This is a genomic window from Pseudomonas vanderleydeniana, from assembly GCF_014268755.2.
Taxonomy (GTDB): Bacteria; Pseudomonadota; Gammaproteobacteria; order Pseudomonadales; family Pseudomonadaceae; genus Aquipseudomonas; species Aquipseudomonas vanderleydeniana.
Window position 1 is genome coordinate 1,159,522 of record NZ_CP077093.1, and the last position, 14,458, is coordinate 1,173,979.

The 14,458-nt window shown below is 62.3% G+C and carries 16 protein-coding genes; 14 read left to right on the forward strand and 2 right to left on the reverse strand.

The features are described 5' to 3' along the window. Positions 1-343 precede the first annotated feature (343 nt). The 5 genes from rplU (at position 344) to HU752_RS05175 (ending at position 4,081) form a co-directional block, all read left to right on the forward strand. Positions 344-658, forward strand: coding sequence for a 50S ribosomal protein L21 (gene rplU / locus HU752_RS05155; protein ID WP_186682743.1), 315 nt, complete (start codon positions 344-346; stop codon positions 656-658). A gap of 33 nt (positions 659-691) precedes the next feature. Continuing rightward, a complete protein-coding gene (rpmA, locus tag HU752_RS05160) occupies positions 692-949 on the forward strand; it encodes a 50S ribosomal protein L27 (protein ID WP_003281574.1) in 258 nt (85 codons plus the stop codon). Between the two features lie 187 nt (positions 950-1,136). Next, the gene (gene cgtA, locus HU752_RS05165) at positions 1,137-2,360 is read left to right on the forward strand and encodes an Obg family GTPase CgtA (protein ID WP_186682689.1); all 1,224 of its coding nucleotides are present in this window, start codon (positions 1,137-1,139) and stop codon (positions 2,358-2,360) included. A gap of 120 nt (positions 2,361-2,480) precedes the next feature. Beyond that, the gene (gene proB / locus HU752_RS05170) at positions 2,481-3,599 is read left to right on the forward strand and encodes a glutamate 5-kinase (RefSeq protein WP_186682691.1); all 1,119 of its coding nucleotides are present in this window, start codon (positions 2,481-2,483) and stop codon (positions 3,597-3,599) included. A 20-nt stretch (positions 3,600-3,619) separates the two neighbouring features. After that, positions 3,620-4,081 carry a CreA family protein gene (locus tag HU752_RS05175; protein WP_186682692.1) on the forward strand — a complete coding sequence of 154 codons (462 nt, stop codon included), beginning with the start codon at positions 3,620-3,622 and terminating at the stop codon, positions 4,079-4,081. Between the two features lie 160 nt (positions 4,082-4,241). Here HU752_RS05175 and rpsT read toward each other — a convergent pair whose 3' ends face one another. Continuing rightward, positions 4,242-4,514 carry a 30S ribosomal protein S20 gene (gene rpsT / locus HU752_RS05180; protein ID WP_010451812.1) on the reverse strand — a complete coding sequence of 91 codons (273 nt, stop codon included), beginning with the start codon at positions 4,512-4,514 and terminating at the stop codon, positions 4,242-4,244. A gap of 251 nt (positions 4,515-4,765) precedes the next feature. Here rpsT and murJ point away from each other — a divergent pair, with 251 nt between their 5' ends. The 6 genes from murJ to ispH all read left to right on the forward strand — a co-directional run bounded on the left by murJ (position 4,766) and on the right by ispH (position 12,146). Then, positions 4,766-6,304 (forward strand): murein biosynthesis integral membrane protein MurJ, encoded by a 1,539-nt coding sequence (gene murJ / locus HU752_RS05185; RefSeq protein WP_186682693.1) that lies wholly within the window; start codon positions 4,766-4,768, stop codon positions 6,302-6,304. A gap of 87 nt (positions 6,305-6,391) precedes the next feature. After that, positions 6,392-7,342 carry a bifunctional riboflavin kinase/FAD synthetase gene (ribF, locus tag HU752_RS05190; RefSeq protein ID WP_186682694.1) on the forward strand — a complete coding sequence of 317 codons (951 nt, stop codon included), beginning with the start codon at positions 6,392-6,394 and terminating at the stop codon, positions 7,340-7,342. Beyond that, positions 7,339-10,170: an isoleucine--tRNA ligase gene (gene ileS / locus HU752_RS05195; protein WP_186682695.1), complete on the forward strand. Its 2,832-nt coding sequence runs from the start codon at positions 7,339-7,341 to the stop codon at positions 10,168-10,170. The genes ribF and ileS overlap by 4 nt, the downstream gene beginning before the upstream one ends. After that, complete coding sequence (gene lspA / locus HU752_RS05200; RefSeq protein ID WP_186682696.1) at positions 10,163-10,678, forward strand: signal peptidase II; 516 nt, start codon at positions 10,163-10,165, stop codon at positions 10,676-10,678. Before ileS ends, lspA begins: the two co-directional genes overlap by 8 nt. A gap of 7 nt (positions 10,679-10,685) precedes the next feature. Then, entirely contained in the window at positions 10,686-11,126 is a 441-nt protein-coding gene (fkpB, locus tag HU752_RS05205) for an FKBP-type peptidyl-prolyl cis-trans isomerase (RefSeq protein ID WP_186682745.1), read from the forward strand. 72 nt (positions 11,127-11,198) lie between these two features. Next, positions 11,199-12,146 carry a 4-hydroxy-3-methylbut-2-enyl diphosphate reductase gene (gene ispH, locus HU752_RS05210; RefSeq protein WP_186682697.1) on the forward strand — a complete coding sequence of 316 codons (948 nt, stop codon included), beginning with the start codon at positions 11,199-11,201 and terminating at the stop codon, positions 12,144-12,146. Here ispH and HU752_RS05215 read toward each other — a convergent pair. Continuing rightward, positions 12,123-12,662, reverse strand: a complete 540-nt coding sequence (locus tag HU752_RS05215) for a GspH/FimT family pseudopilin (protein ID WP_186682698.1) — start codon at positions 12,660-12,662, stop codon at positions 12,123-12,125. The genes ispH and HU752_RS05215 overlap by 24 nt on opposite strands. 129 nt (positions 12,663-12,791) lie before the next feature. Here HU752_RS05215 and HU752_RS05220 point away from each other — a divergent pair, with 129 nt between their 5' ends. From HU752_RS05220 to HU752_RS05230, 3 genes are read left to right on the forward strand one after another with little or no spacing between them, the layout of a single operon-like run. Further along, positions 12,792-13,259, forward strand: coding sequence for a GspH/FimT family pseudopilin (locus tag HU752_RS05220; protein WP_186682700.1), 468 nt, complete (start codon positions 12,792-12,794; stop codon positions 13,257-13,259). After that, complete coding sequence (gene pilV, locus HU752_RS05225; RefSeq protein ID WP_186682702.1) at positions 13,259-13,729, forward strand: type IV pilus modification protein PilV; 471 nt, start codon at positions 13,259-13,261, stop codon at positions 13,727-13,729. The genes HU752_RS05220 and pilV overlap by 1 nt, the downstream gene beginning before the upstream one ends. After that, positions 13,726-14,445, forward strand: coding sequence for a PilW family protein (locus HU752_RS05230; protein WP_186682704.1), 720 nt, complete (start codon positions 13,726-13,728; stop codon positions 14,443-14,445). Before pilV ends, HU752_RS05230 begins: the two co-directional genes overlap by 4 nt. Positions 14,446-14,458: the final 13 nt, after the last annotated feature.

The window sequence follows — 14,458 nt, forward strand, 5'->3', positions numbered from 1 at the left end:
TAGGGCGGGGGGTACGGCCTGTCAAGGCAGCCCCAGGCACCGTGAAAGCTACCGCGCTCGATAACCCTGCGTCAAAAGCAGGCTCGGAATGCTCATTTAGGCCCACTAAACTCCGCTTCCTCGCCTGCTTTTTCCTTGTCTTCTCTTCGCTCGCTAGGCTTTCACGGCGCCTCCTGTCTACTTGCAAGGATTCTGTGGCTTGCGTACAATCGCGCACCCTGAACTTCCTGGGCAGCACCTGCCTTACGCAATTGCACTTGGGCCGTTCCAGCCCCATGCAGCCATGCCAGCCAATACCTTTACCTCTAAAGCGCTGGGTGAGCAGGATTATCGGAGAAATACCATGTCTTACGCAGTAATCGTTACCGGCGGCAAGCAGTACAAAGTCGCTCCAGGTGAATACCTGAAGATTGAAAAGCTGGAAGTCGCCACTGGCGAATCCGTTACCTTTGATCGCGTTCTGTTGGTTGCCAATGGCGACGACGTGAACATCGGTGCTCCAGTCGTTGCTGGCGCTACCGTTTCGGCTGAAGTGATTTCCCAAGGCCGTCACGACAAAGTCCGCATCATCAAGTTCCGCCGTCGTAAGCACCACATGAAGCGCATGGGTCACCGTCAGTGGTACACCGAGATCAAAATCACCGGTATTCAGGCTTAATTCGCCTAATCCCCTTTTTGGAGTATTGAACTCATGGCACACAAAAAAGCTGGTGGTAGTACCCGTAACGGTCGCGACTCAGAAGCCAAACGACTTGGCGTGAAGATGTACGGCGGCCAGGCTATCAAAGCGGGCAACATCATCGTGCGTCAGCGCGGCACCCAATTCCACGCCGGTTACGGTGTTGGCATGGGCAAGGATCACACCCTGTTCGCTAAAGTCGAAGGCGTGATCAAGTTCGAAGTAAAAGGCGCCTTCGGTCGTCGTTACGTGAGCGTCGTCGCAGCTTAATCGCGGCAATGCTGGAGAAGCCCTGTCTTGCGACGGGGCTTTTTCGTTTGTGGGGTGAGTCTCTTGCAAAGCTGTTCGTGTGGGCCGTGCGCTGGTTTCGCGGGTGGATAGGTGGCGCTACGCTCATCTTTGCAAGAGTCTTATGTCTTGATTTCCATCGGCTCGTCCCGGTGACGAGAGGCGTGTTATGAAGTTTGTTGATGAAGTATCGATTCGGGTAAAGGCCGGCGACGGCGGCAACGGTTGCATGAGCTTCCGTCGGGAAAAGTTCATCGAGAAGGGTGGTCCCAACGGCGGTGACGGTGGTGATGGTGGTTCGGTCTACATGATCGCCGACGAAAACCTCAACACCCTGGTGGACTACCGCTATACCCGGCATTTCGAGGCTGAGCGTGGTTCGAATGGTGGTAGCACCGACTGCACCGGCAAGAAGGGTGATGACCTGGACCTGCGCGTGCCGGTCGGCACCACCGTCATCGATTCCGCGACCCAGGAAGTGATTGGTGACCTGGTCAAGCATGGCCAGCGTTTGCTGGTGGCTCATGGCGGCTGGCATGGGCTGGGTAACACCCGCTTCAAGTCCAGTACCAACCGTGCGCCACGCCAGACCACGCCGGGCAAGCCGGGTGAGCAGCGTGATCTCAAGTTGGAAATGAAAGTGCTGGCTGACGTCGGGCTGCTGGGCTTGCCGAACGCTGGCAAGAGCACCTTCATTCGCTCGGTTTCCGCCGCTCGTCCGAAAGTGGCGGACTATCCGTTCACCACGCTGGTGCCGAACCTGGGTGTGGTCAGTGTCGATCGCTGGAAAAGCTTCGTCATCGCCGACATTCCGGGGCTGATCGAAGGGGCTTCGGATGGTGCTGGCCTGGGGATTCGCTTCCTCAAGCACCTGGCGCGTACTCGCCTGCTGCTGCACCTCGTCGACATGGCGCCGCTGGATGAAAGCAGTGCCGCGGATGCCGCCGAGGTGATCGTCAATGAGTTGGCGCGCTTCAGTCCATCGCTGGTCGAGCGCGACCGCTGGCTGGTGCTGAACAAGTGTGACCAGATCCTTGAGGAAGAGCATGAGGAGCGGGTCAAGGAAGTGGTCGAGCGCCTGCAGTGGACCGGTCCGGTCTATGTGATCTCGGCGATCGCCAGTGAGGGCACCGAGCGCCTGACGCGCGACATCATGCGTTACCTGGAGGATCGTCTCGATCGCCTGGCCAGCGACCCGGCCTATGCCGACGAGTTGCGCGAGCTCGACCAGCGGATCGAGGACGAGGCGCGGGCCCAGTTGCAGGCGCTGGATGACCAGCGTGCCTTGCGTCGCAGTGGCGTCAAGAGCGTCCATGACATCGGTGACGATGATTGGGATGAAGAAGACGTCGACGATGAAGATGGCCCGGAAATCATTTACGTCCGCGACTGATTCATTCGGTAAACTAGAACGCCGCTCCCTGAGCGGCGTTTTGGTATCCGTAATACGTAAATCACATAATCGCGTGGGTGGCGCCGGGTGGCGCTGCTCGCTGGCAAGGGTTGGAAGATCATGCGGAGCAAGGTGACAGGTGCGCAGCGTTGGGTCGTGAAGATCGGCAGCGCACTGCTGACGGCGGACGGCAAGGGCCTGGATCGCACGGCAATGGGTGTCTGGGTTGAGCAGATGGTGGCTTTGCACGAGGCTGGCGTGGAGCTGGTGCTGGTGTCGTCCGGCGCGGTGGCGGCGGGCATGAGCCGGCTTGGCTGGACGGCCCGACCGAGTGCCATGCATGAGTTGCAGGCGGCAGCGGCGATCGGCCAGATGGGGCTGGTTCAGGCCTGGGAGTCGAGCTTTGCCGAGCATGGTCGCCATACCGCGCAGATCTTGCTGACCCACGACGACCTGTCCGACCGCAAGCGTTACCTGAACGCGCGTAGCACCTTGCGTACGCTGGTCGAGCTCAAGGTCATTCCGGTGATCAACGAGAACGACACCGTGGTGACTGACGAGATCCGTTTTGGTGACAACGACACCCTGGCGGCGCTGGTGGCCAACCTGGTGGAGGCCGACTTGCTGGTGATTCTGACGGATCGCGACGGCATGTTCGATGCCGACCCGCGCAACAATCCCGATGCCCAGTTGATCTATGAGGCGCGTGCCGATGATCCGGCGCTGGATGCGGTGGCGGGCGGTACCGGGGGTGCGCTGGGGCGTGGTGGCATGCAGACCAAGCTGCGTGCGGCGCGGCTGGCGGCGCGTTCCGGGGCGCACACGATCATCGTGGGCGGGCGGTTGGAACGGGTGCTCGATCGCCTCAAGGCGGGCGAGCGCATCGGTACCTTGTTGTCGCCGGAGCGCGGCATGCTGGCGGCGCGCAAGCAGTGGTTGGCGGGGCACCTGCAGACCCGTGGCACCCTGGTGCTCGACGAGGGTGCGGTGAATGCGCTGGCGCGAGATCACAAGAGCCTGCTGCCGGTCGGCGTCAAGCTGGTCCAGGGTAGCTTCCGACGCGGCGAGATGGTGGTGTGCGTGGCGCCGGATGGCCGTGAGGTCGCTCGCGGGCTGGCCAACTACAGTGCGCTCGAGGCGCAGAAGATCATTGGTCAGTCATCGGATGCCATTGTCGGCCTGCTGGGCTACATGGCGGAGCCGGAGCTGGTTCATCGCGACAATCTTATTCTGGTGTGATGGAGTCAAGGGAGATGGCCATGGGTTTGGCGAAGGGGTTGTTCGGCTTGCTGCTGGCGTTGCCGCTGCTGGCGTCGGCCGAGGAAATCGGTCAGGTGTCGACGGTGTTCAAGTTCGTCGGGCCGAATGACCGGATCGTGGTCGAGGCGTTCGATGATCCGAAGGTCGAGGGTGTGACCTGTTATCTGTCACGGGCCAAGACCGGTGGCCTGAAGGGTGGCCTGGGCTTGGCGGAGGATCGTGCCGAGGCCTCGATCGCCTGTCGCCAGGTCGGGCCGATCCGCTTCAGTGGTGAGCTCAAGGATGGTGAGGAGGTTTTCAAGGAGCGCACCTCGCTGGTATTCAAGACCATGCAGGTGGTGCGGTTCCTCGACAAGAAGCGCAATACCCTGGTGTACCTGGTCTACAGCGATCGCTTGATCGAGGGTAGTCCGCAGAATGCGGTGACCGCGATCCCTATCCTGCCTTGGCCGAACCGGTAGGATTCAAGGCGGCGCGCATTCAGGTGTGCGCCGCCTTCTTGTGGGGCGTGGCTTGCCCGCGAAGCTTTAGCGATCCGAAGGTTTCATTCGTGGGGTGGGGGCGGAATCGCAGGCAATAAAAAACCGACCCTTGGGTCGGTTTTTTTAGCAGGCTGGTCGCTTAGGCAGCAACAGCCAGGGCCTTGATGTGGCCATTCAGACGGCTCTTATGACGAGCGGCCTTGTTCTTGTGGATGATGCCCTTGTCGGCCATGCGGTCGATAACAGGCACTGCCAGAACGTAGGCGGCTTGTGCTTTGGCTGCGTCTTTTGCGTCGATGGCTTTCACTACGTTCTTGATGTAGGTACGAACCATGGAACGCAGGCTGGCGTTGTGGCTGCGACGCTTCTCAGCCTGTTTAGCACGTTTTTTGGCGGAAGGTGAGTTGGCCACCGTCGAGCTCCTCGAAAGACTTTTTAGGGAATAGCAAACAAAATAGGCCGCGAATCATGCCGATGAGTTGAAGTCTTGTCAAGGGCGAACGACGCGCTCCGCTGAGTGGTAGATGCGGAGCGCCGGATGTTTCTTTCCAGCGTACGACCTGTAAACTCGCGAGCTTTGGCTCTGTGCTGTTGCGGCGCGGAGTATCGCACAGCCGGGCGCCAGATGCGCCTGCTTCTTTATCCAGGGCGCATAATTTTTCAATGAATCTGCTCAAGTCGTTGGCTGCCGTCAGTTCCATCACGATGCTTTCCCGGGTGCTCGGCTTCGTCCGTGACACCATTCTCGCCCGTGCCTTTGGTGCCGGGATGGCGACCGATGCCTTCTTCATCGCCTTCAAGCTGCCCAACCTGCTGCGGCGGATCTTCGCCGAGGGGGCCTTTTCCCAGGCGTTCGTGCCGATCCTGGCCGAGTACAAGAGCCAGCAGGGCGAGGAGGCGACCCGCACCTTCATCGCCTATGTCAGTGGCCTGCTGACCCTGGTGCTGGCCCTGGTGACCGTGCTCGGGATGCTCGCCGCGCCCTGGGTGATCTGGGCGACCGCGCCGGGCTTCGCCGACACGCCGGAGAAGTTCAAGCTGACGTCCGACCTGCTGCGGGTGACCTTTCCTTATATATTGCTGATCTCGCTGTCGTCCCTGGCCGGGGCCATCCTGAACACCTGGAACCGTTTCTCGGTGCCGGCGTTCGTGCCGACCCTGCTGAACGTCAGCATGATCATCTTCGCCCTGTTCCTGACGCCGTACTTCGATCCGCCGGTGATGGCGCTCGGCTGGGCGGTGCTGGCCGGCGGTCTTGCGCAATTGCTCTACCAACTGCCGCACCTGAAGAAAATCGGCATGCTGGTGCTGCCGCGGGTCAATCTGCGTGACAGTGGCGTGTGGCGGGTGATGAAGCAGATGCTGCCGGCGATTCTCGGAGTGTCGGTCAGCCAGATCTCGCTGATCATCAACACGATCTTCGCCTCGTTCCTGGTGGCGGGGTCGGTGTCGTGGATGTATTACGCCGATCGCCTGATGGAACTGCCGTCCGGCGTGCTCGGGGTGGCGCTCGGCACGATCCTGCTGCCGATCCTGTCCAAGACCTACGCCAACAAGGACCGTCACGAGTATTCGCGGATTCTCGACTGGGGCCTGCGCCTGTGCTTCGTGCTGGTGCTGCCGTGCTCCCTGGCGCTGGCGATCCTCTCCGAGCCGCTGACGGTCTCGCTGTTCCAGTACGGCCAATTCAGTGCCTTCGATGCGTCCATGACCCAGCGTGCGTTGATCGCCTATTCGGTCGGCCTGCTGGGGATCATCATGATCAAGGTGCTGGCGCCGGGCTTTTATGCACAGCAGAACATTCGCACGCCGGTGAAAATCGCGATTTTCACCCTGACGGTCACCCAGTTGCTCAACCTGGCCCTGGTCGGGCCGCTGGCCCATGCCGGCCTGGCCCTGGCCATCAGTGGGGGCGCCTGCCTCAATGCCGGCCTGCTGTTCTGGCAGTTGCGCCGGCAGAAACTGTTCGTCGCCCAGGCGGGCTGGGGCCTGTACCTGCTGAAGCTGGTGGTGGCCGTGAGCGTGATGTCGGCCGTGCTGCTGGGGCTGATGCACGTGATGCCGGCCTGGGACCAGGGGCATATGCTCGAGCGCTTCGTGCGCCTGGGTGCCCTGGTGGTGGCCGGTGTGGTGGCCTACTTCGGCATGTTGCTGCTGATGGGCTTGCGCCTGCGGCACTTCAACCGCAAGTCGCTGATGTAACGGGCGCAACGGATGTCGACGCATGACGGGTACTAAGCGCCGTCGGGTATGGTTATAATCGACCACTTTATGAGCAAGAAGCGCGTTATGCAGCTGGTTCGAGGCCTCCACAACCTGCGTCCCCGGCACCGGGGCTGTGTCGCCACCATTGGCAACTTTGACGGTGTTCATCGTGGTCACCAGGCTATCCTGGCCCGGCTGCGCGAGCGTGCGCGAGAGCTGGGTGTGCCCAGCTGCGTGGTGATTTTCGAACCGCAGCCGCGCGAGTTCTTTGCCCCGGATACCGCTCCGGCGCGCCTGGCCCGCTTGCGCGACAAGCTGCAGCTGCTGGCTGGCGAAGGCGTCGACCGGGTGTTGTGCCTGGCATTCAACCAGCGCCTGAGCAAGCTCAGCGCCACCGAATTCGTCGACACCATCCTGGTCGACGGCCTGGGCGTGCAGCACCTGGAGGTCGGTGATGACTTCCGCTTCGGCTGCGACCGCGCCGGCGATTTCGATTTCCTGCTGCAGGCCGGCAAGGCCAGTGGCTTTACCGTCGAGGCGGCACAAACGGTCGAACTCGATGGCCTGCGGGTCAGCAGTACCCAGGTGCGTAATGCCCTGGCGGCGGCTGATTTCCCCCTGGCCGAGCGCCTGCTCGGTCGTCCGTTCCGGATTGCCGGGCGGGTGCTGCATGGACAGAAGCTGGCGCGTCAACTGGGCACGCCAACGGCCAACGTGCAGCTCAAGCGTCGTCGTGTGCCATTGACCGGGGTCTACCTGGCCAGTGTCGAGATCGACGGCCAGCCGTGGCCAGGCGTCGCCAATATTGGCGTTCGGCCAACGGTAGCAGGTGATGGCAGTGCCCACCTGGAAGTGCATCTGCTGGATTTTGCCGGAGATCTGTATAACCGGCGTTTGACGGTGGTTTTCCACCACAAGCTGCGCGATGAGCAGCGATTCGCCTCCCTGGAGGCGCTCAAGACGGCGATCAATGCGGACGTCGCCGCCGCCCGTGCCCATTGGCAGGGTTCACCGCTTACAAAGAGCCTGAAATGACCGACTACAAAGCCACGCTTAACCTCCCGGACACCGCCTTCCCGATGAAGGCCGGCCTGCCACAGCGCGAACCGCAGATTCTGCAGCGCTGGGACAGCATTGGCCTGTACGGGAAGTTGCGCGAGATTGGCAAGGATCGTCCGAAGTTCATCCTTCACGACGGTCCTCCCTACGCCAACGGCACGATTCACATCGGTCATGCGCTGAACAAGATTCTCAAGGACATGATCGTCCGCTCCAAGACCCTGGCCGGCTTCGATGCCCCCTATGTGCCGGGCTGGGACTGCCATGGCCTGCCGATCGAGCACAAGGTCGAAGTGACCCACGGCAAGAACCTCGGCGCCGACAAGACCCGCGAACTGTGCCGCGCCTATGCCGCCGAGCAGGTCGAGGGGCAGAAGGCCGAGTTCATCCGCCTGGGCGTGCTGGGCGACTTCGCCAACCCCTACAAGACCATGGACTTCAAGAACGAGGCCGGTGAAATCCGCGCCCTGGCCGAAATCGTCAAGGGCGGTTTCGTGTTCAAGGGCCTGAAGCCGGTGAACTGGTGCTTCGATTGTGGTTCGGCCCTGGCCGAAGCCGAGGTCGAATACCAGGACAAGAAGTCCCAGACCATCGACGTGGCCTTCCCGATCGCCGACCAGGACAAGCTGGCCGCCGCGTTCGGCCTGCCGTCGCTGGGCAAGCCGGCCGCGATCGTGATCTGGACCACCACCCCATGGACCATTCCGGCCAACCAGGCGCTGAACGTCCATCCGGAGTTCAACTACGCGCTGGTGGATGTGGGCGAGCGCCTGCTGATTCTGGCCGAGGAGCTCGTCGAATCCTGCCTGGCGCGCTACAAGCTGGAAGGTTCGGTGGTGGCCGTTGCCAAGGGCCAGGCCCTGGAACTGATCAACTTCCGCCATCCGTTCTACGATCGTCTTTCTCCGCTGTACCTGGCCGAGTACGTCGAACTCGGTGCCGGTACCGGTGTGGTCCACTCCGCACCCGCCTATGGCGAGGACGACTTCAAGAGCTGCAAGCACTACGGCATGAGCAATGACGACATCCTCACGCCGGTGCAGAGCAACGGCGTGTATGTCGACTCCCTGGAGTTCTTCGGCGGTCAGTTCATCTTCAAGGCCAACCCGGCGATCGTCGACAAGCTGGCCGAAGTCGGTGCGCTGCTGCACACCGAAACCATCAGCCACAGCTACATGCACTGCTGGCGCCACAAGACCCCGCTGATCTACCGTGCCACCGCGCAGTGGTTCATCGGCATGGACAAGGCGCCAGTATCCGGTGGCACCCTGCGCGAGCGTTCGCTCAAGGCCATCGAGGACACCCAGTTCGTACCGGCCTGGGGCCAGGCACGCCTGCACTCGATGATCGCCAACCGTCCGGACTGGTGCATCTCCCGCCAGCGCAACTGGGGCGTACCGATTCCGTTCTTCCTGAACAAGGAAAGCGGCGAGCTGCACCCGCGCACCGTCGAACTGATGGAGCAGGTGGCCCAGCGCGTCGAGCAGGAAGGTATCGAGGCCTGGTTCAAGCTGGACGCCGCCGAGCTGCTCGGTGACGAGGCTGCGCAGTACGACAAGATCAGCGACACCCTGGACGTCTGGTTCGATTCGGGCACCACCCACTGGCACGTGCTGCGTGGCTCGCACCCGGTCGGTCACGAGGACGGCCCGCGTGCCGACCTCTACCTGGAAGGTTCGGACCAGCACCGCGGCTGGTTCCACTCGTCCCTGCTGACCGGCTGCGCCATCGACAACCATGCGCCGTATCGCGAGCTGCTGACCCACGGTTTCACCGTGGACGAGGCCGGCCGCAAGATGTCCAAGTCCCTGGGCAACGTGATCGCGCCACAGAAGGTCAACGATACCCTGGGTGCCGACATCATGCGCCTGTGGGTCGCCTCGACCGACTATTCGGGCGAGATGGCCGTTTCCGACCAGATCCTGCAGCGCAGCGCCGACGCCTACCGGCGTATCCGCAACACCGCGCGCTTCCTGCTCTCCAACCTGACGGGCTTCAACCCGGCCACCGATATCGTTCCGGCCGAGGACATGCTCGCCCTGGACCGTTGGGCCGTGGACCGCACGCTGCTGCTGCAGCGCGAGCTGGAAGTGCACTACGGCGAGTACCGCTTCTGGAACGTCTACTCCAAGGTGCACAACTTCTGTGTGCAGGAGCTGGGCGGCTTCTACCTCGACATCATCAAGGACCGCCAGTACACCACCGGCGCCAACAGCAAGGCCCGGCGTTCCTGCCAGACCGCGCTGTTCCACATCTCCGAGGCGCTGGTGCGCTGGATCGCGCCGATCCTGGCCTTCACCGCCGACGAGCTGTGGCAGTACCTGCCGGGCGAGCGCAACGAGTCGGTCATGCTCAATACCTGGTACGAAGGCCTCAGCGAGCTGCCGGAAGGCTTCGAGCTGGGTCGCGAGTACTGGGAACGGGTCATGGCGGTCAAGGTCGCGGTGAACAAGGAACTGGAAGTGCAGCGCGCCGCGAAAGCGGTCGGTGGCAACCTGCAGGCTGAAGTGACCCTGTTCGCCGAAGAAGCGCTGGTCGCCGACCTGGACAAGCTGAGCAACGAACTGCGCTTCGTGCTGATCACCTCCACCGCGACCGTTGCGCCACTGGCGCTGGCACCGGCGGATGCGGTGGTCACCGAGGTACCAGGCCTGAAACTCAAGGTGGTCAAGTCCGGTCATGCCAAGTGCGCCCGTTGCTGGCACTGCCGCGAGGATGTCGGGGTGAACCCGGAGCATCCGGAAATCTGCGGCCGGTGCGTCGACAACATCAGTGGCGAAGGCGAGGTACGTCACTATGCCTAATGCCAGTGCCGGCCGTTTCGGCCGCCTGGGCTGGCTGTGGTTGAGCGTGCTGGTCCTGGTCATCGACCAGGCCAGCAAGCTCCACTTCGAAAGCTCGCTGACCCTGTACCAGCAGATCGTGATCATTCCTGACTACTTCAGCTGGACCCTGGCCTACAACACCGGTGCGGCCTTCAGCTTCCTGGCCGAAAGCTCGGGCTGGCAGCGCTGGCTGTTCGCCCTGATCGCGGTGGTGGTCAGCGCGGTGCTGGTGGTCTGGCTCAAGCGCCTGGGGCGCAACGAGACCTGGCTGGCCATCGCCCTGTCGCTGGTGTTGGGCGGGGCGTTGGGCAACCTCTACGATCGCATGGCCCTGGGCCATGTCATCGACTTCATCCTCGTCCACTGGCAGAACCGCTGGTACTTCCCGGCGTTCAATTTCGCCGACAGCGCCATCACCGTGGGCGCGGTGATGCTGGCGCTGGACATGTTCAAGAGCAAAAAGTCCGGAGAACCCGTTCATGACTGAACACGCAGTGGCTGAGCAACGGATCGGTCAGAACACCCAGGTCACCCTGCATTTCGCCTTGCGCCTGGAAAACGGCGACACGGTCGACAGCACTTTCGACAAGGCACCGGCGACCTTCAAGGTCGGTGACGGCAACCTGCTGCCCGGTTTCGAGGCCGCGCTGTTCGGCTTCAAGGCCGGCGACAAGCGCAGCCTGACCATCCCGGTGGAGAATGCCTTTGGTCAGCCCAACCCACAGAACGTGCAAGTCATGCCACGCTCGCAGTTCCAGGACATGGAGCTGTCGGAAGGCCTGCTGGTGATCTTCAACGATGCCGCCAATACCGAGCTGCCGGGTGTGGTCAAGGCGTTCGACGACGCCCAGGTGACCGTCGACTTCAACCACCCGCTGGCCGGCAAGGTCCTGACCTTCGATGTGGAAATCATCGAGGTCAAGGCGCTGGCCTGAAACACTATTGTGTATAGGCCGCGCAAGCGGCCGGAATGATCCAACCCCTGCGCGCAAGACACGAGGCACAGCATGCAAATCAAACTCGCCAACCCCCGTGGCTTCTGCGCCGGCGTGGACCGGGCGATCGAAATCGTCAACCGGGCCCTGGAGGTCTTCGGTCCGCCGATCTATGTGCGTCACGAAGTGGTGCACAACAAATTCGTCGTCGAAGACCTGCGCGCCCGTGGCGCCATCTTCGTCGAGGAGCTGGACCAGGTGCCGGACGACGTCATCGTCATCTTCAGCGCCCACGGTGTCTCCCAGGCCGTGCGCAGCGAAGCGGCCGGGCGTGGCCTGAAGGTCTTCGATGCCACCTGCCCGCTGGTCACCAAGGTGCATATCGAAGTGGCGCGCTACAGCCGTGACGGCCGTGAGTGCATCCTGATCGGCCACGCCGGGCACCCGGAAGTGGAAGGCACCATGGGCCAGTACGACGCCAGCAATGGTGGCGCCATCTACCTGGTGGAGGACGAGAAAGACGTCGCCGCCCTGCAGGTGCGCAATCCCGAGAAACTGGCCTTCGTCACCCAGACCACCTTGTCGATGGACGACACCAGTCGCGTCATCGATGCCTTGCGCACACGCTTCCCGGCCATCGGCGGGCCGCGCAAGGATGACATCTGCTACGCCACGCAGAACCGCCAGGATGCGGTCAAGCAACTGGCCGACGAATGCGACGTGGTGTTGGTGGTGGGCAGCCCGAACAGCTCCAACTCCAACCGCCTGCGCGAGCTGGCCGAGCGCATGGCGACCCCGGCCTACCTGATCGACGGTGCCGAGGACATGCAGCGTAGCTGGTTCGATGGCGTCGAGCGGATCGGTATCACCGCCGGGGCCTCGGCGCCGGAAGTGCTGGTTCGCGGCGTGATCCAGCAGTTGCAGGCCTGGGGGGCAACCGGTGCCGACGAACTGGCGGGCCGCGAGGAGAACATCACCTTCTCGATGCCCAAGGAACTACGCGTTCGCACGCTGTCCTGAATCAGGGGCGCCACAGAGTGCCTCCTGCTTTTCGCCCGCCTCAAGCCTGATCCGGCCTGTCCTGGCCAGCACCACACGGTGCTGGCTCAGTGGCTTGTGTCCTGCGCAGACATGCAGGGTGCCTCCTGCCACGCCATCGTTGGTCGGGGCGCCGATCGATGAGAAACGCACGAAACTTCTGACGTGCTGGTTGCCGACAATCGGTCCGTGAGCACTGTCCTGCCGTTCGATCAGGATTGGATTGCTGCTGTCTCCAGGCCCTTGGCCGCTCAGGTCGAGAATGATGCGCCAGCCCTGGCTCCAGTCATCGTTTATCGCATGGATAACCACGGCGTGGTTGCGCAGGATCGCCTCGGTTCGGGCCGTTTGCAGGCCCAGGGCGAGCTGTTCGGCGGACAACTGACGGCGTTGTGACGCGACCCGCTCGCTGAGTGATGGCCCTGCCAGTCTTGCCAATATGGCTATAACTACCAGTGCGAGCAGCAGTTCCAGCAGACTCAAGCCTCGTTGATGCATGGACTCTCCCTCCCTGGAGAGCGCCGGGAACCGATTTCGCGTTGATCCCGAGAAAACAACCGTACATCCCGGCGACGAAGGTTTCAGGTGGTAGAGCCAGTTATAGTCGAGGGACTTGAGGGATACGCAATGGACAGTGGTAACAAGGGATTTACGCTGGTTGAGTTGATGGTCGCCGTCGCGGTCTTCGCGATCCTCGCGGCGATCGCACTGCCGTCGTACAAGAGTTCCAGTGACAGATCCAAGGCTGACACCGAGATCAATGATCTGATGCGTGGGCTCAGTTACGCGCGCCTGGAAGCCATCGACCGGGGGATCAGCACCCGTATCCGTCCCCAGGTGGCCAATAGCGCCTGGACCAGCCAATTGGTGGTGATGTCGGTGGCCGATGATGCGGCAGGCCGCACCAACTACTATCAGGTCATCCCGCTGATGAGCAGTGGTGCCACGTTGAACGTGACAGCCGGAGTCAGCAGCCTGGACTTCAACAACCTGGGCGCGGTGTCCGCTGCTGCCACCTTTGTGTACACCCTCGGGGCGGAGAGTCGTACCGTGAATGTCTGCCCGAACGGCAGGATTGTCCTGGGGAGCTGCTGATGCCACAAGTCACCGCTGGGAGACAGGCCGGCCTGACCCTGATCGAAGTGATGGTCTCGATGCTGATTCTCGCCGTGGGGCTGTTGGGGGCGGCGGCTATCCAGCTCAATGCGCTGAAGTACACCGACAGTTCGATGATGACCAGCCAGGCCAGCTTCATCGCCTACGACATGCTTGATCGAATCCGCGCGAATCCGGACGCGAGCTATGCCGTGAGCAGCCTGCAGGGCATAACGGCGACCGCGGGTTCCACTGCGGCGCGTGACGTCGACCTCTACGACTTCAAGAACAACATCAATAATTTTGCCGCGACGGACGGAAGCGGCAGCATCGTGGTGAACAATCGCGTGGTGACTATTACCATCGGCTGGGGGGACAAGCGCGCCGATGACGCGACGACGGCGAATGCGCCGACCCGCACCTTCGTCCTGACCAGCCGGGTAGGGACCGACCCCGTGGTGACACCATGAACAGGTCGTCCCAGGGCTTCGGCCTGATCGAGCTGATGATCGCCCTGGTCCTCGGCCTGGTGATCGTGGCGGGGATCAGCCAGATATTCGTGTCCGCCAAAAATACCTACGCCAGCCAGAGCGCGGCCGCCGGCATGCAGGAGGACGCACGCTTCATCCTGAGCAAGATGCTTCAGGAAATACGCATGGTGGGGATGTTCGGCTGCCTCACCACCTCGGCGATCGTCGACGGGAGCAGTCCCGCCAACTTTGCCACGAACGCCGCTACCCCGATTTCCTGGAACAATGCCAGCAAGTCGCTGGTCCTGGTGACGGCCGATATCGGTACCGGTGGCGGCGTTCCAACCTGGACGATCACTTCCGATTGTCGCACCAGTGCCACGGCCTATACCGGAGCGGCGGTCGCCGCCACTGGGCAGCAGGCGTTTCCCATCCGCAAGCTGACCTACACCTATTCCGGCAGCCAGCTGTTGCTGCTGACAGGCACGGGCGCCGGGAGCGGGGCGGCGCTGGTCAACAACGTTGCCGCGTTCGACGTGAAGTTTGGCGTAGCCGCCAGTGCCACCGACACCGCCGTGTTCAGCTACGACAGCAACCCCAGCAACCCTGCGACCATTCGCAGCGTACGCCTGAGCATCACCCTTTCAGACCCGAACAGTCGGGTCAGGAACCAGACATTCACGGCGGTTGCCGCCTTGCGAAACCGGCTGCAGTAGGTGCAAGCATGAA

Coding starts and splice junctions, on each gene's coding strand:
- pilV (WP_186682702.1), top strand. CDS start 13,259: ATGCCACAAGTCACCGCTGGGAGACAGGCCGGCCTGACCCTGATCGAA.
- HU752_RS05220 (WP_186682700.1), top strand. CDS start 12,792: ATGGACAGTGGTAACAAGGGATTTACGCTGGTTGAGTTGATGGTCGCC.
- HU752_RS05230 (WP_186682704.1), top strand. CDS start 13,726: ATGAACAGGTCGTCCCAGGGCTTCGGCCTGATCGAGCTGATGATCGCC.
- cgtA (WP_186682689.1), top strand. CDS start 1,137: ATGAAGTTTGTTGATGAAGTATCGATTCGGGTAAAGGCCGGCGACGGC.
- rplU (WP_186682743.1), top strand. CDS start 344: ATGTCTTACGCAGTAATCGTTACCGGCGGCAAGCAGTACAAAGTCGCT.
- ribF (WP_186682694.1), top strand. CDS start 6,392: ATGCAGCTGGTTCGAGGCCTCCACAACCTGCGTCCCCGGCACCGGGGC.
- proB (WP_186682691.1), top strand. CDS start 2,481: ATGCGGAGCAAGGTGACAGGTGCGCAGCGTTGGGTCGTGAAGATCGGC.
- murJ (WP_186682693.1), top strand. CDS start 4,766: ATGAATCTGCTCAAGTCGTTGGCTGCCGTCAGTTCCATCACGATGCTT.
- rpmA (WP_003281574.1), top strand. CDS start 692: ATGGCACACAAAAAAGCTGGTGGTAGTACCCGTAACGGTCGCGACTCA.
- lspA (WP_186682696.1), top strand. CDS start 10,163: ATGCCTAATGCCAGTGCCGGCCGTTTCGGCCGCCTGGGCTGGCTGTGG.
- ispH (WP_186682697.1), top strand. CDS start 11,199: ATGCAAATCAAACTCGCCAACCCCCGTGGCTTCTGCGCCGGCGTGGAC.
- HU752_RS05215 (WP_186682698.1), bottom strand. CDS start 12,662: ATGCATCAACGAGGCTTGAGTCTGCTGGAACTGCTGCTCGCACTGGTA.
- ileS (WP_186682695.1), top strand. CDS start 7,339: ATGACCGACTACAAAGCCACGCTTAACCTCCCGGACACCGCCTTCCCG.
- HU752_RS05175 (WP_186682692.1), top strand. CDS start 3,620: ATGGGTTTGGCGAAGGGGTTGTTCGGCTTGCTGCTGGCGTTGCCGCTG.